This is a genomic window from Dyadobacter flavalbus, assembly GCF_006149045.1.
Classification (GTDB): Bacteria; Bacteroidota; Bacteroidia; order Cytophagales; family Spirosomataceae; genus Dyadobacter; species Dyadobacter flavalbus.
The window spans coordinates 33,582-55,006 of record NZ_VBSN01000059.1 but is presented as its reverse complement, the minus strand read 5'-3'; the positions used below and the strand labels follow the sequence as shown (position 1 = coordinate 55,006).

18 protein-coding genes are annotated in these 21,425 nt (G+C 45.4%); 16 read left to right on the top strand and 2 right to left on the bottom strand.

What is annotated here, in order from left to right; translation table 11 throughout:
- Positions 1–78: 78 nt before the first annotated feature.
- The 4 genes from topA to FEM33_RS19280 all read left to right on the top strand — a co-directional run bounded on the left by topA (position 79) and on the right by FEM33_RS19280 (position 5,534).
- The gene (gene topA / locus FEM33_RS19295; protein WP_139013635.1) at positions 79–2,544 is read left to right on the top strand and encodes a type I DNA topoisomerase; all 2,466 of its coding nucleotides are present in this window, start codon (positions 79–81) and stop codon (positions 2,542–2,544) included.
- A gap of 186 nt (positions 2,545–2,730) precedes the next feature.
- Positions 2,731–3,426 (top strand): SIR2 family NAD-dependent protein deacylase, encoded by a 696-nt coding sequence (locus FEM33_RS19290; RefSeq protein ID WP_139013634.1) that lies wholly within the window; start codon positions 2,731–2,733, stop codon positions 3,424–3,426.
- 39 nt (positions 3,427–3,465) lie between these two features.
- Positions 3,466–4,347 (top strand): bifunctional 5,10-methylenetetrahydrofolate dehydrogenase/5,10-methenyltetrahydrofolate cyclohydrolase, encoded by an 882-nt coding sequence (locus FEM33_RS19285; RefSeq protein ID WP_139013633.1) that lies wholly within the window; start codon positions 3,466–3,468, stop codon positions 4,345–4,347.
- Between the two features lie 128 nt (positions 4,348–4,475).
- Positions 4,476–5,534 (top strand): helix-turn-helix domain-containing protein, encoded by a 1,059-nt coding sequence (locus tag FEM33_RS19280; RefSeq protein ID WP_139013632.1) that lies wholly within the window; start codon positions 4,476–4,478, stop codon positions 5,532–5,534.
- A gap of 4 nt (positions 5,535–5,538) precedes the next feature.
- On the opposite strand, the gene FEM33_RS19275 is transcribed toward FEM33_RS19280, so the two are convergent.
- Positions 5,539–6,315, bottom strand: coding sequence for a hypothetical protein (locus FEM33_RS19275; protein WP_139013631.1), 777 nt, complete (start codon positions 6,313–6,315; stop codon positions 5,539–5,541).
- Positions 6,308–7,375, bottom strand: coding sequence for an AMP-binding protein (locus FEM33_RS19270; RefSeq protein ID WP_139013630.1), 1,068 nt, complete (start codon positions 7,373–7,375; stop codon positions 6,308–6,310). Before FEM33_RS19270 ends, FEM33_RS19275 begins: the two co-directional genes overlap by 8 nt.
- Positions 7,376–7,501: 126 nt before the next feature.
- Between FEM33_RS19270 and menB the strand changes: the two genes are divergently transcribed.
- From menB to dnaK, 12 genes are all read left to right on the top strand, one after another.
- Entirely contained in the window at positions 7,502–8,326 is an 825-nt protein-coding gene (menB, locus tag FEM33_RS19265; RefSeq protein ID WP_139013629.1) for a 1,4-dihydroxy-2-naphthoyl-CoA synthase, read from the top strand.
- Positions 8,327–8,377: 51 nt separating this feature from the next.
- Complete coding sequence (locus tag FEM33_RS19260; protein WP_139013628.1) at positions 8,378–8,788, top strand: EVE domain-containing protein; 411 nt, start codon at positions 8,378–8,380, stop codon at positions 8,786–8,788.
- Complete coding sequence (locus tag FEM33_RS19255) at positions 8,778–10,355, top strand: hypothetical protein (RefSeq protein WP_139013627.1); 1,578 nt, start codon at positions 8,778–8,780, stop codon at positions 10,353–10,355. The genes FEM33_RS19260 and FEM33_RS19255 overlap by 11 nt, the downstream gene beginning before the upstream one ends.
- 111 nt (positions 10,356–10,466) lie before the next feature.
- The gene (locus FEM33_RS19250) at positions 10,467–11,354 is read left to right on the top strand and encodes a class I SAM-dependent methyltransferase (RefSeq protein ID WP_139013626.1); all 888 of its coding nucleotides are present in this window, start codon (positions 10,467–10,469) and stop codon (positions 11,352–11,354) included.
- A 76-nt stretch (positions 11,355–11,430) separates the two neighbouring features.
- Entirely contained in the window at positions 11,431–12,627 is a 1,197-nt protein-coding gene (locus FEM33_RS19245; protein WP_139013625.1) for a tetratricopeptide repeat protein, read from the top strand.
- Between the two features lie 59 nt (positions 12,628–12,686).
- Positions 12,687–14,630 carry a threonine--tRNA ligase gene (gene thrS, locus FEM33_RS19240; RefSeq protein WP_139013624.1) on the top strand — a complete coding sequence of 648 codons (1,944 nt, stop codon included), beginning with the start codon at positions 12,687–12,689 and terminating at the stop codon, positions 14,628–14,630.
- A 113-nt stretch (positions 14,631–14,743) separates the two neighbouring features.
- Complete coding sequence (gene infC / locus FEM33_RS19235; RefSeq protein ID WP_138280478.1) at positions 14,744–15,295, top strand: translation initiation factor IF-3; 552 nt, start codon at positions 14,744–14,746, stop codon at positions 15,293–15,295.
- A 148-nt stretch (positions 15,296–15,443) separates the two neighbouring features.
- Positions 15,444–15,638 carry a 50S ribosomal protein L35 gene (gene rpmI / locus FEM33_RS19230; RefSeq protein WP_139013623.1) on the top strand — a complete coding sequence of 65 codons (195 nt, stop codon included), beginning with the start codon at positions 15,444–15,446 and terminating at the stop codon, positions 15,636–15,638.
- A gap of 103 nt (positions 15,639–15,741) precedes the next feature.
- Positions 15,742–16,086 carry a 50S ribosomal protein L20 gene (rplT, locus tag FEM33_RS19225; RefSeq protein WP_138280480.1) on the top strand — a complete coding sequence of 115 codons (345 nt, stop codon included), beginning with the start codon at positions 15,742–15,744 and terminating at the stop codon, positions 16,084–16,086.
- A gap of 103 nt (positions 16,087–16,189) precedes the next feature.
- A complete protein-coding gene (locus FEM33_RS19220) occupies positions 16,190–16,699 on the top strand; it encodes a DUF937 domain-containing protein (RefSeq protein WP_139013622.1) in 510 nt (169 codons plus the stop codon).
- Positions 16,700–16,793: 94 nt separating this feature from the next.
- On the top strand, positions 16,794–19,337 hold the full coding sequence (locus tag FEM33_RS19215) for a phosphocholine-specific phospholipase C (protein WP_139013621.1): 2,544 nt from the start codon (positions 16,794–16,796) through the stop codon (positions 19,335–19,337).
- A 165-nt stretch (positions 19,338–19,502) separates the two neighbouring features.
- Positions 19,503–21,413, top strand: a complete 1,911-nt coding sequence (gene dnaK / locus FEM33_RS19210; RefSeq protein WP_139013620.1) for a molecular chaperone DnaK — start codon at positions 19,503–19,505, stop codon at positions 21,411–21,413.
- Positions 21,414–21,425: the final 12 nt, after the last annotated feature.

The following is a 21,425-nucleotide window of genomic DNA, read 5'->3' as shown; positions in this document are numbered from 1 at the left end:
CAGCACTTTGATTTTTTGCTTTATTGTAACCTATATTTGGACATTCAAAGTGCTACCAGATCCCTTAAATCCAAAGTTATGTCAAAAAATCTGGTGATCGTAGAGTCACCGGCGAAGGCCAAAACCATTGAAAGTTATTTAGGGCAGGACTTCACTGTCAAGTCTAGTTTCGGACATGTCCGTGACCTTCCCGAACATGATATGGGCGTGGATGTAGAACATGAATTCCAGCCTTCTTACGAGATATCTTCTGATAAAATGAAGGTTATTTCTGAATTAAAGAAGCTGGCCAAGGATGCGGAAGTATGGCTGGCAACGGATGATGACCGTGAAGGTGAAGCCATTTCATGGCACCTGAAAGAAGCATTGGGACTTCCCGACGACACCAAGCGGATTGTATTTCGCGAGATCACAAAAACCGCTCTTCAGAATGCCATTTCCAGCCCGAGAACCATTGATGCCGATCTGGTGGATGCGCAGGAGGCAAGAAGAATCCTCGACCGGCTTGTAGGTTACGAGTTGTCTCCGGTATTATGGAAAAAAATCCGTATCGGAAAAACCAACCTTTCTGCCGGACGCGTACAGTCTGTTGCTGTCCGGATTATCGTGGAAAGGGAACGGGAAATCGATGCATTTAAAAGCAAAAGCAGTTATAAGGTAACAGCCCGTTTTGATCTGGGCAACGGCAAAGTACTCAATGCCGAGCTTGCCAGAAATTTTGCCAATGAAGCTGATGCAGTCCAGTTTCTTGAAAAATGTATCGGCGCACAGTTTTCTATCAAAAACCTGGAAGTCAAACCAGCTAAAAAGACACCGGCACCGCCATTTACAACATCTACTTTACAACAGGAAGCTTCCAGAAAGCTGAGTTTTTCAGTGGCACAGACGATGTCCGTTGCGCAAAGACTTTACGAAGCAGGGAAAATTTCCTATATGCGTACGGACTCCACCAATTTGTCGGAGGAAGCACTGGACAAGGCCAAGCAGCAGATTACCAAAGAATACGGCAATGATTACTACCACAAAAGGGTTTTCAAAACCAAATCGGAATCTGCGCAGGAAGCGCACGAAGCCATCCGGCCAACGGATTTTTCAACGTTGAACGCGAGCAGCGACCGGAATGAGCAAAGATTATATGAACTGATCTGGAAACGTGCCATTGCTTCACAGATGTCGGACGCCCAGCTGGAACGGACAACGGCAACAATCAGCATTTCAACCACTTCTGAAGAACTTGTAGCACAGGGTGAAGTAATCAAATTTGAAGGATTTCTGAAAGTTTACATGGAATCCAGCGATGACGAAGGGGACGAAGAGCAAAAAGGAATGCTGCCGCCTTTGAACATTAACCAGATTCTGAAACTTTCGGACATGAAAGCGACGGAACGTTTTACGAGAAACCCGCCGCGTTATACAGAAGCGAGCCTTGTCAAAAAGCTGGAAGAAATGGGTATCGGCCGTCCTTCCACTTATGCGCCGACGATTTCAACGATTTTAAAACGGGAATATATCGTAAAGGAAGACCGGCAGGGAACCGAGCGGGATTTCAAGGAAATTACGCTTGCCAACGATGAAATCAAAAGCAAGATTAATAAGGAAATATATGGTTCGGAAAAGGCCAAACTGTTTCCAACCAGTGCCGGAATGGTTGTGAATGATTTTCTTGTCAGCCATTTTAACAATATCATTGATTATTCCTTTACGGCAAGTGTTGAAAAAGACTTTGATCACATTGCAGAAGGACAGCTTCCATGGCGGCAAATGATCAAGGATTTTTATACCCCTTTCCAGAAAAAAGTTGCCGAAGCGCGGGAAGAAGCCATTGACCGCAGCCTGACTTCCAGAGAACTCGGAGAAGATCCGGCGACAGGGAAAAAGGTTTCCGTAAGAATCGGGAAATATGGCCCCTATGTACAGATCGGTGATGTGGAAGATGAAGAAAAGCCGAAGTTTGCAAGTCTTCAGAAAGGCCAGCTGATGGAAAGCATTACTTTGGAAGAGGCGTTTGAACTTTTCAAATTGCCAAGGCAAGTAGGAATTTTTGAAGATAAGGAGCTGATTGTCAATATCGGAAAATTCGGGCCGTATGTGAAACATGATAACAAGTATTTTTCACTTGCACGGACGGATGATCCGATGGCTGTTACCGAGGAAAGGCTGATAGAAATAATTACAGAAAAACGTCAGCAGGACAGTAACCGGACGATCAAGGAATTCAGTGAAGATGCGGAGGCAAAGGTTCTTAACGGAAAATACGGACCGTATATCGCTTTCGGGAAAAAGAATGTAAAAATCCCGAAAGGAACAGATCCGGCCGCGCTTACTTACGAGGAAATCGTAAAGCTTGCTGCTGAAACACCGGATAAGCCGGCACGACGCGGAGCGAAAAAACCGGCTGCAAAAACGCCGGAGCCAAAAGTTACTGCGCCAAAACCGGATGCACCGAAAGCGGCCGTGAAAAAAGCAGCTGCGCCAAAAGCAACCGCTGCAAAAACCGCCGCCGCAAAAAAACCGGCTGCAAAAAAAGCAACTAAAAAAAGCTGATTTTATCACATTGAATTTCAGAAGCCACCAATACACCGATTTACACGGATATAAGTAGCTGACTGCAATTGCCCAGAATAAATAAGCCTTAAAAGCTAATTTATAAGCAATAAAAGTTTTCCAACCGCTTGAAGCCAATTGGCAGAAACTACTTGTTTTCGTTGAAATCAAAAACCGAATTAAACCATGAAGAAACTTGTCGTTCTTTCCGGTGCGGGCATCAGTGCAGAAAGCGGGATCAGTACATTTCGCGACAACGGAGGATTATGGGATAATTACAGGATTGAAGACGTAGCAACGCCGGAAGCATGGCATAAAAATCAGGAACTTGTGCTTGATTTTTATAATCAGCGCAGAAAACAGGCTTCGAGTGTAAAACCCAATCCGGCGCATTATGCATTGGCCGAACTGGAAAAGCACTTTGAAGTAACGATCATTACGCAAAATGTAGACAACCTGCATGAAATGGCAGGATCGACGAACGTAATCCATTTGCATGGCGAACTATTCAAATCCAGAAGTACTAAAAACCCGGATCTGGTTTATGAAATGAAATCGTGGGAACTGAAAAAGGGCGACTTATGCGAACTTGGAAGTCAGCTTCGACCGCATATCGTGTGGTTCGGAGAAGAAGTCCCGATGATGGAAACGGCCATTGACATCACGGAGCAAGCGGATATATTCTTGGTTATCGGCACCTCACTGGCCGTTTATCCGGCTGCCGGACTTGTTCATTACGTTGGTTCTTCCAAGCCGATTTACATTATTGATCCTGCAAAACCCGATATCGGTCTGAAAAAGAACATGACCTTTATTCAGGAAAAAGCAACCACGGGAATGGAAATCCTGACAAAAAAACTGATTGACGAGCAGCAGGTTTAACTTTAACAATCCGCTGTTTACATTAAAATACACAACAGAATGCAACTACTTGACGGGAAACTTATTTCTTCCCAAATAAAATCAGAGATAAAGGCAGAGGTTGAAAAATGGATTGCGGATGGCGGCAAAAAACCGCATCTGGCGGCTATACTCGTTGGGCAGGACGGCGCGAGCGAAACTTACGTTGCTTCCAAAATCCGGAGCTGCGAAGAAATTGGGTTCACTTCTACCCTGCTTCGGTTTGGTCCTGAAATCACCGAAGAAGCGTTACTTGATGCGGTGGAATCATTGAATAACGATCCGGATGTGGACGGGTTTATCGTTCAGCTGCCGCTTCCCAAGCATATTTCCGAAAACACCATTATGGAAGCTGTGAATCCGGCCAAGGACGTAGACGGTTTTCATCCGGTAAACGTGGGGAAAATGTGCAAAGGACTTCCGTCATACATTTCTGCCACGCCTTTCGGCATCATTGAAATGCTGATCCGGGCCGGGATAGAAACCAGCGGAAAACACTGCGTAGTAATCGGAAGAAGCCAGATTGTGGGACTTCCGATGAGTATTCTGATGCAGCGCAACGAATATCCGGGCAATTGTACGGTAACCATAACGCACAGCAAAACGCACAATCTGAAGGAAATCTGCCAGACTGCGGATATACTCATTGCTGCTTTGGGAAGACCGGAATTTGTAACAGCAGATTATGTAAAAGAAGGTGCGGTCGTTATTGATGTGGGCATTTCAAGAGTTGTAGACGCAAGCAAAAAGAGCGGGTTTGCAATAAAAGGCGACGTCAATTTCAATGATGTGGCTCCAAAAACCAGCTATATAACGCCGGTTCCGGGCGGTGTCGGATTGATGACCATCTGCGGATTGCTGACGAACACTTTCAAGGCAGCCAAAAAGGAAATTTACAAGTAACGAAGTAATTTTACCTTTTTACAGCCATTTTTCACATAAAAAATCAAAAAAGACATTATAAAGTTGCTGAATTCGTTTTTTACTGAAAGATTTGTCAATTAGTTGTACTTTCACGGAAAGACCATCTTATGAGTATTGTCAGCAATAATATCAAATATCTCAGAAGGCTTAACGGCCTCACACAGGAGCAGTTTGCAAGAAAAATTGCGATTAAACGCTCGTTGCTGGGAGCCTATGAAGAAGCGCGTGCCAATCCCAATCTGACGAACCTTAAGAATATGGCGGCTGCTTTTGGCATTTCTGTGGACAACCTGCTGAAAAACGATTTAAGGAAGCTGAGAGAAACGCCGGATTTATCATTGCCGCTCAATGCAGCCCGGCCGATGACCGTATCGCATTCGGGTTCGGTGCAGGCAGCGGCGCCTTCCAGAGTTCCGACTTTTGCTGAACCTCAGCCGCTTTCCACCATTATTGACAAGTATAAACAGCCGGAACCTGAAATCAGAATGGTTTCACGGCAGGTTAATCTGAAGCCGGTAAATGGCGAAGTACAGCCAGCTGCAAATCAAGCGAATAGCCTTTTTGCCGAACAACGCAATGCGGCTTTCAAAAAGCCGGATGCTGCAAATGACGTCAATGCGCAGATTCCGGTTTTTAATAATCAGTATCCGGCAAGCCAGTTTAACAATATAACTGAGGACAGGACGGAAAAGTATCCGACCATTCAATGGGTTGCCAAAAATCTTCAGCTTGACTACATTCAGAACTGCCAGAACCCATCGTATCTGAATCAGCTGCCTTCATTCCAGCTTCCCAATTTGCCGGCAGGCTATTACCGCGCTTTCGAAAGCGGCGACGATTTCATGTATCCGGGCTCTTTGCTTGTCGGAACGTTTGTAAGAAACTGGTACGATATCAAAGACGGCATGCAATACGTGTTTGTGCTGCGTCAGCACGGGTTTATATACCGAACCGCATTTAACCACGTAAAAACAACCGGTTTTCTGCTGTTGACTTCCGACGACGCGTCCGTCAACGATCTGGAAGTACCGTTGCAGGACGTGCTCGAAGTCTGGGAAATCAATGCATTCATAAGCTTGCAGATGCCCGTTCCGCAGCCTTCTCTGGAAAGAGTAAGCAGGCTTGTGGATGAATTGCAGCTTGAATTAAGCCAGTATAAACAATAGCTTCCTACTTGGCCAGAGTTCTGAACAAAGCTTCGATCTTAGGCAGATCCTTACTTTTTGCAGTTGTTTCCAGAACAGCAACGCCCAGCTGATACCATAGCCCGTCGCCAGCCGTAATATACAGGCCCTTTTGAGATGGCCTGGATTCAGATGCATTGTCCGCCACGAATTCAGCTTTATAAACGGTGTCCATAATTCGCTGCAACTGAGTCCATTCCAGTTGCCTTGCAGGATTTTTGCCTTTGCTTAATGTAAAGGTTTTCCGGGCAAAGGAAGCTTTAAGGTCTACTTGCGTCTGTCTTTTATCTGCATCAATTTCCAGGAATGTCAGTTCAAAGGGCTTTTCTCTTCCGCTGGCTTCAAAAATCGCCTGCATGAATTCCTGAAGAAAATAAGACCAGCGTTCTTTGTCGACCGGATAAATGGTTACCATTTTTCCGTTTTCTTCCAGTTCCAGTTCGATAAAGTCTTCAAACTCGCTTTCTTCTCTTTTCCGGATGGTTTTGGAAGAGGAAAAAATTTCTTCAAATTCATTGATCCAGTTTGCCGGCAGCGGTCCTTTCCATTTATAATCGTCATCCGTGGAAAAACCTTCGTCCAGCAAGTCATCTTCATCCATTTCTTCACGATCCGTATAAACGATGCTGAAATCTACGTTCAGCTGATTTCCGGAAGCGATTTCCAGCTGTAATGTATAAAAGTGCGAAAACGGAGCCGGAACAACCGGCGCGGTCTGAAAACGAATGATATATTGTCCGGGTATCTGAATGTTTTTATCCATGTGAAGATTCTGAAAGCGATTGTACTGTTCTGCGTTTATCCACTTTGTCGGTGGCCGTTCTTGTAAACTGATCCACAAAGTAAACATGTTTGGGCGTTTCATAAGCTGAATTCTGCTTCCTTATTTCAGCAAGCAGCATTTCCGGCGTGATGGCAGCGATTGTTCCTTCAATAATCAGTATAAGCATCTGGCCCAGTTTTTCGTCCGGACGGAACCAGGCAAAAAACGGATTCGGGATATTGAGGTTGTAAAATACTTCTGCCATGCGGGCATCCACTTCGTCCAGCACCATTTTGATGCCTCCGGAATTGATGATATTGTCCGCACGCCCGATCCATTTAAATGTATTTCCATGGATTTCGACCAGATCATTGGTCTGTACTTTTTCGCCGTTTGTAACCGCACCGGAAACATACAGGCAGTTTCTTTCATCAAGGCCAAATTCAATTCCGGGCAAAAAAGTATAATGCAGTTCCGGTTTTTCTCCGTTCAGCCGGCGCAATGCGACATGCGAAACGGTTTCCGTCATGCCGTAACTCTGGTAAACGGGAACGGCAAGGTCAAGAATTTTCCTCTGCAGCGCAATGCCGACGGGTGCGCCGCCAAGTAATATTTTGCCCAGTTTGTACACCTGGCTTTCAGTTTCAGGATTTTCCAGAATTCCGGAAAGCTGCAACGGAACCAGTGCGGTAAAATCAAATTTTTCATGGTCCAGTTTCAGCAGCGGATTGGAAGCGGGTTCGATTACAGTAAGTTTCCAGCCCAGTTCCATTCCGCGGACGAGCATCATCAGGCCGGCTATATAGGAAATGTTGAGACAGACCAGAGCACGCGTTCCGCTACCCAGTGCCAGCGCATTTCCCGTCATGGCCGCGCTGCTGGTGAGCTGATTTCTGGAAATTGCAATGGGCTTGGGCGTTCCTGTCGAGCCCGATGTATTCAGTATGAATTCTTTTTTACCGCCCAGCCAGGATTCAATAAAGTCGTATGCCGCGGCAAAATAAGGATGCTCCGGCCTTTGCTGCTGTTCAAAATCGTTTATATCCGTAATCCACTGCATTCTGAAAGTTATTTATTTGTTTTTGAAGGAAACCCAAACAATCTGTAATTTCGCAAATTGTCGCAAATGAGCTGCATGCATTTTTTGGTGCTCATTGCATTGGTTTTACATCTACATTTTGATTCTATGTCCGGTACAGTTCAATGGGAAACCATCAAGGAATATGAGGAAATCCTCTTTACACTTCATGAAGGAATTGCAAAAATAAGCATAAACCGTCCTCACAAGCACAATGCATTTACGCCGCTGACGGTGACGGAAATGATCGATGCCATGCATATCTGCCGCGAAGATCCGAGAATTGATGTGATTATTTTAACGGGCGAAGGCGGAAAAGCTTTCTGTTCGGGCGGCGATCAGTCGGTGCGCGGACATGGCGGTTACATCGGCGATGATCACGTGCCGCGTCTGAACGTGCTGGATCTGCAACGCATGATCCGCTCGATCCCGAAAGCAGTCATTGCCATGGTTGCAGGCTGGGCAATCGGCGGCGGACATGTGCTGCATGTCATCTGCGATTTGTCCATAGCTGCTGAAAATGCGCGTTTCGGACAAACCGGGCCGAAAGTAGGAAGTTTTGACGGCGGTTTCGGCGCTTCGTATCTGGCGCGCGTCGTTGGTCAGAAAAAAGCAAGGGAAATATGGTTTTTGTGCGATCAGTACGATGCACAGGAAGCTTTGCAAATGGGATTGGTTAATAAAGTAGTTCCGCTGGAAGAGCTCGAAACGACTACAATTGCGTGGTGTAAAAAAATTCAGGAAAAAAGTCCTTTGTCTATCCGGATGCTGAAAAGCTCGTTCAATGCCGAACTGGACGGACAGGCCGGAATTCAGGAACTTGCCGGAAATGCAACGTTGCTGTATTATCTGAGCGAAGAAGCGAAAGAAGGCCAGAATTCATTCCTTGAAAAAAGAAAACCTGATTTCAGCAAGTTTCCCAAATTTCCATGATCGTTGTAAAGGTCTGTTTCCAGAGACCTTTTTAAATATAAATTTGAATCAATGAATTACTGGCTTGTAAAAAGTGAACCTTTTAAATATTCATGGGATCATTTTGTAACCGAAGGTGAAGCTGTGTGGGACGGCATCCGGAATTATCAGGCGCGAAACAATCTGATGAATATGAAAACGGATGACCTCGTTCTTTTTTATCACAGCAATGAAGGAAAGGAAATTGTGGGTTTGGCAAAGGTTTCAAAGGAATTTTATCCCGATCCGACAACGGAAGAAAAAGGCTGGGTTGTTGTCAATCTTGTTCCGGTCGCAAAATTTCCTAAAACGGTGACGCTTGCCGAGATAAAAGCCGAAAGACGTTTGCAGGATATGCTGCTGATCCGCAATTCCAGATTATCCGTTATTCCGGTAAGGCTTGAAGAATTTGACTTAATCGTGGCATTTGCGCATGAAGTATAAACGGCAATTTATTTTTAATGTTACGCTGGCGCTGTTTTTCAGTGCGCTATCGTTGCAATGCGTGCTTTCGCAAGGCGTAAAAAGAATTGAATTGCCGCTATCCGGAAACGCAGCATACCAGACGGTTCCGCTTGGCGAACAGGGTGTTCTGCTGATTTCCAAGCCTGACAAAGGAACTTTCAACGTGCAGAAATTTGACGCGAACCTCGACCGGATCTGGTCGATTGACGGTCCAATTGAATCCAACCTGGATTATATTTCGTCTTCATTTGACGGCAAAGCTGTTTTTCTGCTGTTCAGCAAGTACCGCAGTTCCCTTTACCAGATCGTGAAAGTGAATATCGGGCCGGGGTTTGTGGAAACATTTATGATCAATACACTGGACCGTTTTGAAATCACTGATTTTAAAACCCTTGGCTATTCGGTTTTTATGGCCGGAATGGTCCGGAATGAGCCGGTGCTGATTTACACGCAGCTTACCAATGCGCAGACCAAAGTGCTGCCGTCTGCCATCAAAGGTTCCAATGCCATTCAGACCGTGGAAGTTGACACTGCGCATCATCTTGTAAATGTAAGTTTTGCAGTCAAAAAAGGCCGGCAAACGCGGATTGTTGCACGCTCTTATGAAGAAACCGGCGAGCTGTACACGCAGGTTTCCGTTGATCCGGAAGATGATTATTCATTGCTGAGCGGAAGAATGCAGGTGCTGAACGATTCCGTTCGGATTGTAATCGGTACTTACGGGTACAGAAAAATGCAGAGCAGCAACAATGCAGCGTCACAGGGATTGTATATCAGCAAAATAGTCCATGACGAGACGGTATTTACCCGGTATCACAGCTTTACCGATTTCAAGAATTTCTTTAATTTCATGAATGAGCGCCAGCAGGAAAAAATCGAAAGGCGTATCCGTAAAAAGAAAGAAAGCGGTGATGACCTGAAACTGAATTACAGGCTGCTCGTACACGATATTGTACCGAAAGAAAACAATTTTCTGCTCGTTGCAGAAGTTTTTTATCCGGAGTACCGTTACCAGAATCCGGGTATGCTGGGCGGAATGGGCTACGGCGGAATCATGAGCTATCCGTTTGGAATGGGCCTTTACAATCCGTACTTATGGAACCCGATGTATGGCGGGCGCGGCTATAACCAGCAGGTTTTTGACGGATTTACGTACACGCATGCCGTAATTGCAGGTGTGGATCAGAACGGGAAACTTGTATGGGACAACAGCATTAATTTTGATCATGTAAAAAGCATGGAACTGCGTGAAAAGATTAAGATACAGACGTTCAAAAACGGAAATTCCAAACTGGTTTACAGCCATAACGGTGCCATACGCAGTAAAATCATTAAAGGAAATCAGGTTGTTGACAGCGACCGTGTGATCCCGAACGGCACCAATGTGGAAGGCGACAAAGTAAGAAAAACCAGCACGGACGACATCGATTACTGGTATGGAAATTTTTATCTTGCATGGGGCGAACAGAAAATCGTCAATGCCGCCGGCGATCCGCAGACAAGAGGAAGAAGAAATGTATTTTATCTAAACAAAATCGCATTCTGACCGCTCTTGTAACATTTCCAAATCACTTTGTTTCCGGCCAGAAGCCGAAAGCCAAAATAATTCGCCAATAGCCAACAGCTAAAAACCAACAGCTAAAAACCCCACAACACCTTGATACTACTTTCACCCGACCAGCATACCGATTATCAGCTTATTGATACCGGCGGATTTGAAAAGCTGGAACGTTTCGGTCCTTATATTCTTTCACGTCCGGAGCCGCAGGCAATCTGGGATAAATCGCTTTCTGATCAGGAATGGGAAAAACAGGCACATGCGGTTTTCAAACGTGATAAAAATTCGCAGGAAAAAGGACAATGGATTTCAAAAGCAGGAATGCCGGACAAATGGGTTTTCCAGTACAGAACCAACGCCTTGCACTTGCGTGCCAAGCTGGCGCTTTCCTCTTTCAAGCACGTAGGGCTTTTTCCGGAGCAGGCGACAAACTGGGATTATATTTCAAAAAAGCTGAAACAGATTCCTGAATCCAAGCCGTCGGTTCTGAATCTTTTTGCCTACACGGGCATTGCGTCGCTGGCAGCCAAAGCGTCCGGTGCGGATGTTACGCACGTGGATTCGGTAAAGCAGGTTATCAGCTGGTCGCGGGAAAATATGGAACTGAGCGGGCTTGACAACATTCGCTGGGTTGTGGAAGATGCACTGAAATTTGTTCAGCGGGAAGTGCGCCGCAATAACCAGTACAACGGAATCATACTGGACCCGCCGGCATACGGGCGCGGACCGGATGGCGAAAAATGGCTGCTGGAAGAAAGCCTGAATGAAATACTGCGTTTGTGTGCGCTGCTTCTGAAAAAGGAAAACTTCTTTTTTATCATCAATTTGTACTCGCTCGGATTTTCGGCGCTTATCGTTGAAAACCTCATCAAAGCGCATTTCGGCACGCAAATACATCACGAATTCGGCGAACTGTTCATTCCGGACTCATTCGGGAAAAACCTGCCGCTCGGTGTATTTTCCCGATTTTCGGATCAAAGTATTTAAATTACGTTCAGAATGTTCAATTTTGTTGTTGAGCGTGCCAAATGAGTGGCGGTCAAAGTTTGCGCTTTTGCATTGCATGAAATTCTGTTGTTTTAAATACATCTATCCGTTACTGATTACTTTGCCGGTGCTGATTTCAGGCTGCCAGAGTGATGCCAGAAATGCTACGCGCATTCCGCCTGTGATCAAAAAGTCAAAAGCGCAATGGCAGAACGACGCCATCCTTTCGCTGACCGATCTGATTAACCGCAATATTGATGTGGACCTTAACTATTATAAAAGGGCCCGCATCTATTTTGAACGCGAACAATACACGCTTGCGCTTGCGGATATCAATGAATCCATTTATGAAAAGAACAATGCAAGCGATTACTTTTTACTGCGCGGGAAAATCAACCGCGAACTCGGAAAAATCGATCCCGCGCTGGAAGATGCACAGCGCGCCGAAGCATTGCAGCAGAACAGCCCGGATCTTTATATTCTGCTGGCGGATATTCTTCAGGTAAAAAACAACTTCCGGGAAGCGGCCGGTTACCTTAATCAGGCCATGAAAATGGCACCTTACGACGGATCGGCCTATTATGTAAAAGGCATGCTGCAGGCCCGGCAAGGCGATTCGCTTGCCAGTATTTCCAGCTTTAATTATGCCATCAGTGTAAATCCGAGGCTGTTGCGTGCATACGAGCAATGCAGTTTTATATTGAGGAAATTAAACAACCTGGATCAGGCGCTTGTCGTGAACCGGAAGGCAATCCAGCGTTTTCCGAAAACGGCAGAACTTTACTTTGAAAGAGGCGAAATATTTGCAACAAAACTAAGGCCGGATACCGCACTGATCAATTACAAGAAAGCGGTTGCCCTGAAACCGGACTATGAAGAAGCATTGTACAAGGTAGCTACAACAGGCATCGAGCTGAGAGAATACAATCAGGCGCTTCCGGCATTAACGCGTTTGTACCGGATGAATCCGAAGTCAAAGGAAATCAACAATATGATTGGCTTCTGTCATGAAAAAACGGGTGATTATGAAAGGGCAAAAGTATATTATACGGATGCACTTGCGCTCAGTCCGGGCGATCAGGATGCACGTTACGGCCTGTATCGCATCCGTCAGCGGGAAGGTGCCGGGCTTTATTCCGCCTATGATACGGACAATGAGAATGGATCGGGTTACAAGCTTCTGGATACGTCGCGGGTGAAGATTAACAAAATCCAGCCGAGAGGAACCACAAATATCCGAATCGATTCTACGCGAAAAGCTAAAATTGAATAGATTTGCACTTTGCCGTACAGCGCAAAGATTTTGAACAATTGTCATCGAATGATTTCTGAATGAAAGACGAGTCTCAAGTAAAAATTACCCTGCCCGACGGCAGTGAACGTTATTACCCTAAAGGTATTACAGCACACGGCATTGCACTCAGCATCAGCGAAGGACTGGCACGTAATGTCATTGCAGCCAAAGTCAACAATGAAGTATGGGACCCGACCCGGGAAATAACGCAGGATTCGCTTGTGAAGCTGCTGACATGGAATGATGAAGACGGCAAAGCTACATTCTGGCATTCTTCGGCGCACTTGCTGGCCGAGGCGCTGGAAGCATTGTACCCGGGCGTGAAATTCGGGACCGGACCTTCTATCGAAAAAGGTTTTTACTATGATGTTGATCTGGGAGAAAAGTCGCTGTCTCAGGATGATTTTCCGAAGATCGAGGCCAAAATGCTGGAACTGGCCCGCCAGAAAAACGAATACATCCGAAAGCCGATCAGCAAGGCCGATGCGGTGGAATACTTTACCGAAAAAGGCGACGAATACAAACTGGAACTGATCGACGGACTGGAAGACGGCTCCATTACGCTGTATGAACAAGGTAACTTTACCGATTTGTGCCGCGGTCCGCATATTCCGAATACCGGTTTTATAAAAGCGGTTAAGCTCACCAACATCGGTGGTGCTTACTGGCGCAACAAGCAGGAAAATAAAATGCTAACCCGCATTTACGGGATTACTTTTCCTAAGCAGAAAGAACTCGAAGAGTATCTGACTTTGATGGAAGAGGCCAAAAAACGCGATCACAGGCGCTTGGGCAAAGAACTGGAACTGTTTGCATTTTCCGAAAAAGTCGGACAAGGCTTGCCGCTATGGCTTCCGAAAGGCGCCATGATACGCGAACGCCTGGAATCGTTCCTGAAAAAAGCGCAGTCCAGAGCCGGGTATCTTCCGGTTGTGACACCGCATATCGGCAGCAAGGATCTGTATGTAACTTCCGGCCACTGGGACAAATACGGCAAGGATTCCTTTCAGCCGATCAAAACACCGAATATTGGTGAAGAATATCTGCTGAAACCGATGAATTGTCCGCATCACTGTGAGATTTACAAGACTTCTCCCCGCTCCTACAAGGATCTTCCGCTTCGATTTGCTGAATTCGGAACGGTTTACAGGTATGAGCAGAGCGGTGAATTGCACGGGCTTACAAGGGTAAGAGGTTTTACGCAGGACGATGCGCATATATTCTGCCGTCCGGATCAGGTGAAGGAAGAATTTATCCGGGTTATTGACCTTGTACTGTATGTTTTCAAGTCGCTTGGCTTTGAAGATTACAGCGCGCAGATTTCGCTTCGCGACCCCAACGACAAACAGAAATATATCGGCAGGGATGAAGACTGGGAACGTGCGGAAAGTGCAATCATTGAAGCCGCTGCCGAACGGAATCTGAGTACGGTAACCGAACTGGGCGAAGCCGCCTTTTACGGTCCGAAGCTCGACTTTATGGTGCGTGACGCACTGGGCAGAAAATGGCAGCTTGGCACCATTCAGGTTGATTATCAGCTTCCTCAGCGTTTTAATCTGGAATATACGGGTTCGGACAATCAGAAACACCGTCCGGTTATGATCCATCGCGCGCCGTTCGGTTCCATGGAACGTTTTATTGCGATTTTGATCGAAAATACAGCCGGTCAGTTTCCGTTGTGGCTGTCTCCGGACCAGATTGCCATTTTGCCGATTTCCGAAAAGTTTGCCGAATACGCGGAAGACGTGTTTTTCCAGTTACAGGATCATGACATCCGTGGATTTGTGGATCACCGGGATGAAAAGATCGGACGGAAAATACGCGATGCCGAGGTTACAAAGGTTCCGTTTATGCTTGTGGTTGGTGAAAAAGAAATGGCAGAAGGAAAATTATCCGTTCGCAGAAAGGGCGAAGGCGACCTTGGAAGCATGACTGTGGAAGAATTTACGAACTATTTTAAAAAAGAAGCCAGTATTAGTTGATGTTTTTATAACTTTTTGTTATAATTCCCGCAGCAAGGCACTATTTTTGTGACTTCAATGTTGTCTTTTTTGATTTTCACCAAAAAACCCAAAATACACCAATCCAAAGTTATATGGCATTAAGACCCCCGAGTGGACGGTTAAGAGTTCCCGAAGAACCTTATAAAATTAACGAACGAATTACAGCAAAAGAAGTACGCCTGGTTGGAGAAAACATTGAACCGGGAATAGTGGATATTAATACTGCCAGAGCAATGGCAAAAGCGCAAAGCCTTGATCTCGTAGAAATTGCACCGACAGCAGTTCCTCCTGTTTGTAAAATTGTAGACTATTCAAAGTTTAAATACGAACAGAAAAAAAAGCAGAAAGAAATCAAGGCGAAGGCACAGAAAGTGGTTATCAAGGAAATTCGCTTCGGTCCGAACACGGATGACCATGACTTTGAATTCAAACTGAAACATGCCATCAATTTCCTTAAGGAAGGTTCGAAAGTAAAGGCATATGTTCATTTTGTCGGCCGTACAATTGTGTTCAAGGAACGTGGTGTGAACCTTCTGAACAAATTTTCGGAAGCACTTTCAGATTATGGCAAGCTTGAAATGGAGCCAAAACTGGAAGGAAAAAGAATGACAATCATTCTTGCGCCGGCACCTGCAAAAAAATAATTCCGGAGTTTACTCATATATTTGAAGTTATAAAAGCTTTGTGAAATCGTGTTTCCGGCAATAGCTGGAAACACGATTTTCATTTTCCGATCCTTTTAATTAATTTTGCGCGCTGTTTTATAATTATCAATTAATGTTTATTTGAATCATGCCTAAAATGAAAACAAATTCCGGCGCTAAAAAGCGTTTTGCGCTTACCGGCACCGGCAAAATCAAACGTAAGCACGCATTTCACAGCCACATCCTGACCAAAAAATCCAACAAGCGCAAACGCAATCTTGTTAAAACAGGTCTGATCGATGTGACCAACGTGAAGCAGGTGATGGCAATGCTTGGAAAGTAATTCCGAAGCCATTAAAATTAAATACCATTCTGGTTTTTTGTTCCACCCGATAGAAGGCTTTTTAAGACTCAAAAGAGCGCCGACCATCAAAAACAGTTAAATTATGCCACGTTCAGTAAATCACGTAGCGTCACGCGCAAGACGTAAGAAAGTATTAAAATTGGCGAAGGGCTATTTCGGCCGTCGCAAAAATGTATGGACAGTTGCTAAAAATGCGGTAGAACGCGGTTTGGCTTACGCATACAAAGGACGTAAACAAAAGAAACGCAATTTCCGCGCATTGTGGATTCAGCGTATCAATGCAGGTGCACGCATTCACGGATTATCGTATTCTGCTTTCATCGGCAAACTGAGTTCAAAAGGCATCGAGCTAAACCGGAAAGTACTTGCCGACCTGGCAATGAATCATCCGGAAGCTTTCAAAGCAATCGTTGATCAGGTAAAATAAAACAGCATCCCGCCTCTCTGGCGGGATTTTTTTATGCATATACTTCAGGCGCAGCAAAAAGATTGCTGCTTGTTTCAGTATTCATGCATAAAGACATAAAACCATGTTAGATCAATTATTAGGCCTTATCCAGCAAAATTCCCAGCAAGCCATCGTTCAGAATCCCGAAGTTCCCAATGAGCATAATGAGGATGTCATGCATACCTTACTGGGTTCCATCACGGGCGGTTTGCAGCAACAGGCGCAAAGCGGAAATATTTCCGAAATTTCGAATTTACTGTCGGGAAGCCATGGCACTTCGGGCAACGCACTGATGAACAATCCAATGGTCTCATCCATTGCTTCCAATGCAATCAGCGCCATTATGCAGAAATTCGGCCTCAGCAATCAGGTTGCCGGCGGAATTGTAAGTTCGGTACTTCCGGGCGTACTGGGCGGATTGATCGGAAAGTTAGGTAACAACAACAGCAACAGTTCCGGTATGGACCTCGGAGGTTTGCTCGGCGGACTTCTGGGCGGTTCAAATCATTCCAATCTGGGCAGAGATATGGCAGACGGAAAGCAAAGCACTGATTTGACAGGCATGCTGGGCGGTCTGTTTGGAAACAAATAAATAAAAGTATAATATCCCGGTAAAACTGGTAATTTGAATTGAAAGTACATTTGCGTAAATTAATGTACGGAAACAGCCCTTATACCGAGATATCATGGAGTCCAGAAGAGAATTTATAAAAAAAGCAACCATGCTTACCGGCGCTGCCGGATTGTTCAGCACCCTGCCTGCTTCCATTCAGAAAGCACTTGCAATCGATCCGAAAAAAGGCAGCACTTATCTGGATGCGGAACACGTGGTTATCCTGATGCAGGAGAACCGCTCTTTTGACCATTGCTACGGAACTTTGCGCGGAGTACGGGGATTTAACGATCCCCGTGCTATCCAGCTGCCCAATAAAAATTCGGTCTGGCTTCAAACCAATGCCTTCGGTGAAACCTACGTCCCGTTCCGGCTTAATATGAAGGAATCCAGGGCAACGTGGATGGGTTCGCTTCCGCATTCATGGACCAATCAGGTGGATGCGCGCAATGAAGGAAAATATGACCAGTGGCTTGTTGCCAAACAGCCCGGACATAAGGATTACACCAGAATGCCTTTGACGCAAGGCTTTTACAATCGCGAAGACATTCCGTTTTATTATGCACTGGCTGACGCTTTCACCGTTTGTGACCAAAACTTCTGCTCTTCACTAACCGGAACTACACCGAACCGCCTTTATTTATGGTCGGGAACGATCCGCGAAAATCCGGATCCTTCGCACTATGCAAATGTCCGGAATGAAAATGTGACGGATAATGCGGAAGCTTCATGGACAACATTCCCGGAAAGGCTTGAAGACAACAATGTTTCCTGGAAAATCTATCAGAATGAACTAAGCATTGATACAGGACTTACAGGGGAAGAAGATGCATGGCTTGCCAACTTTACGGATAACCCGATTGAATGGTTTACACAGTATAATGTGCGCTATCATACGGGATATCAGAAACATCTGAAAGAAAGGCTGGAAAAACTTCCTGCTGAAATCAGTGAACAGGAAGAAAAGCTGAAACATTTTTCCGGCGATGAAAAAGACCGCGCAGCGCTGGAAAAATCTGTTAACAAGAAAAAGGCTGACCTGCAGACTGCAAAGGAGGAACTGGAAAGATGGAGCCCTGAAAACTATGCAAAACTTTCCGAGCGATCAAAAAACATTCACTCCAAAGCTTTTACAACCAATAAAAACGATCCGGATTACAGGAAAGTAACAACTGTCAAATACAATGACGGCGACATCATCAATGAAGCCAAAGCACCCCAGGGAGATATTCTGCATCAGTTCAGAATCGATGTAAAAAAAGGCAATCTGCCTATGGTTTCCTGGCTCGTTGCACCGGAAAACTTTTCAGATCATCCGACTTCCCCGTGGTACGGCGCATGGTATGTGTCCGAAGTGATGGATATTCTCACTTCGGATCCCGAGGTTTGGAAAAAAACCATTTTCATTCTATGTTATGACGAAAATGACGGCTACTTCGACCATGTTCCGCCATTTACAGTTCCCGATCCGTACAAAGCTGATACCGGTGCAGTTTCAGATGGTATTGACTGTAAAACGGAATTTGTGACGCTGGAACAGGACATGACGAAAAAGGATGAAAAAGAATCCAGGCACAGTTCGATTGGTTTGGGCTACCGCGTTCCGCTGATCGTTGCATCGCCCTGGAACCGCGGCGGCAATGTTTGTTCCGAAGTTTTTGACCATACGTCCATTTTACAGTTTTTGGAAAAATTTGTCAGCCATAAATCAGGAAAACAGATCAAAGAAACTAATATCAGTGAATGGCGGCGGACAATCTGCGGCGATCTTACTTCTACCTTTACACCTTACAACGGAGAAAAAACGGCTTTACCGACGTTCGTGGAAAGAAATGAATTCATGGAAAGCATTTACAATGCAAAGTTTAAAAAGCTGCCGAATGGCTACAAGACGCTAACGAAGGAGCAGATCGCAGAAGTAAATCGGGACCCGATTGGCTCTTCCATTTTACCAAATCAGGAAAAAGGTACGCGTCCAGCATGCCCGATACCGTACGAAATCAATGCCGAAGGGGCAGTGAACGCTGACAAAAGTGCATTCGAAATCGCGCTGGAAGCCAAAAATGACATGTTCAAAGATCAGTCTGCCGGTGCTCCTTTCATCGTTTATGCGCCGGTCAAATACAAAAACGAGCATTTTAAAGTCTGGAATTATGCCGTAAAAGCAGGCGATATGCTTAAAGCTACATGGCAAATCAATGATTTTGAAGATGAAAAATACCATTTGCGCGTGTATGGGCCCAATGGTTTTTACAGGGAATACATGGGTAACAAAAAATCCGGAACGGTAAAAGTAGGTGCGCGTTATCAAGTTGACAAGAACAAAAAATCACAGGCATATATCCTGTTTAGCCTGGCCGTTTCTGACCAGGACGAAGAAGGTGTTCTGACCATTAAAGACAATGCATACGGCACTGAAAATAAGGTTATTGATGTGTCAAAACGATTGGCAGACAATGAAGTGCTTGTTCCTTTCGACCTAAGTAAAAGCGCAAACTGGTACGATTTCTCGGTTACAATTTCAAACAACCCTGATTTTCTGCAACGCTACGCAGGCCACATTGAAACGGGCAGTATGAGCCAGAGCGACCCTTATATGGGACAAATGCTCAGTTGATTTCCATCTTCGTCAGGCCGGAATCTCGGCCTGACACTTTGTCACTTCTGTTTTCCCTTCTGAATGCTGGTACGGGGTTTTTAATAATCCCGTAGAAGCCTGACTTGGCACCCCAAATCAGCAAACTGAAAGAATCAAATCATACTTAACTTTATATATAGAACGATGGGAAAAATTATTGGCATAGACTTGGGAACAACGAACTCCTGCGTGGCTGTCATGGAGGGTAATGAGCCGGTTGTAATTGCAAACAGTGAAGGTGCACGTACAACTCCTTCGGTAGTTGCATTCATGGACAACGGTGAGCGTAAAATCGGTGCACCAGCTAAACGTCAGGCGATCACCAATCCCAAACATACTATCAGTTCCATAAAACGTTTTATGGGTAAAAAATACGATGACGTAACCAGCGAGTTGAAAACGGTTGCGTACAACGTAGAAAAAGGTCCGAATAACACACCACGCATTCCGATTGGTGACAGACTATATACACCTCAGGAAGTCTCTGCTTTCATTTTGCAAAAAATGAGACAAACCGCAGAAGATTATCTTGGGCAGGAAGTAACAGAAGCCGTAATTACAGTTCCGGCCTATTTTAATGATGCAGAACGTCAGGCTACAAAAGAAGCCGGTCAGATTGCAGGACTTGATGTAAAAAGGATCATTAACGAACCGACAGCAGCAGCGCTTGCATATGGTCTGGACAAGCAGCATATTGATATGAAAATTGCTGTTTTTGACCTTGGCGGCGGTACTTTCGACGTTTCGATCCTTGAACTGGGTGACGGCGTTTTTGAAGTAAAATCCACGGACGGCGATACGCATCTCGGCGGTGACGACTTTGACCAGGTGATTATCAACTGGCTTGCCGATGAATTCCAGAAAGACGAAGGTGTAGATCTTAAAAGAGATGCCATGGCTTTGCAGCGCTTGAAAGAAGCAGCGGAAAAAGCCAAAGTTGAGTTGTCAAGCTCTACACAGACTGAAATCAACCTGCCTTACATTTTCCCTGTCGACGGTATTCCAAAGCACCTTGTACGTACTTTGACACGTTCGAAATTCGAACAGCTTGCGGATACTTTGTTCCAGAGAATGATGGAACCTTGCAAAAGAGCCATGAAAAATGCAGGTTATTCCAACAACGATATCAATGAAGTGATTCTGGTGGGTGGTTCTACACGTATTCCAAGAGTACAGGAAGAAGTGGAAAAATTCTTCGGCAGAAAACCTTCCAAAAACGTCAACCCGGATGAAGCCGTTGCGGTGGGTGCGGCCATTCAGGGCGGTGTGTTGACCGGAGAAGTAAAAGATGTCCTTTTGCTTGACGTTATTCCATTGTCTCTGGGTATTGAAACATTAGGCGGTGTTTTCACCAAATTGATTGATGCAAACACTACAATCCCGAGCAAGAAAACGGAAGTGTTCTCAACCGCTGCGGATAACCAGCCTTCTGTCGAGATCCATGTTCTGCAGGGAGAGCGCCCGATGGCAAACCAGAACCGTACGCTCGGACGTTTCCACCTTTCTGACATACCGCCTGCACAACGCGGTACGCCTCAGATCGAAGTAACATTCGACGTGGATGCAAACGGTATCCTGCATGTTTCTGCAAAAGACAAAGGAACAGGAAAAGAACAGAAAATCCGGATCGAGGCTTCCAGCGGACTGACTGACGCCGAAATTAACCGGATGCGCGAAGAAGCAAAAGCCAATGAAGCGGCTGACAAGGCAGAACGCGAAAAAATAGAAAAAATAAATGCAGCAGACAGTCTGATTTTCTCAACTGACAAGCAGTTGAAAGAATTCGGCGATAAACTTTCGGCAGGAAACAAATCCGCCATTGAAGGTGCTTTGAGCGAGCTTAAAACGGCACATTCAAGCCAGGATATTTCCGGAATCGATTCAGCCATGGAAAAACTGAACGCTGCATGGCAGGCTGCATCTCAGGAAATGTACGCACAAGGCGGTGATCCTCAGCAAGGTGCTCCGGGCGGCAACGCACAGGGCAATGCACAAGCTGACGGCAACGGTGCTACTGATGATGTAACAGACGTTAATTTTGAAGAAGTGAAATAAGCCAGTCAGCTT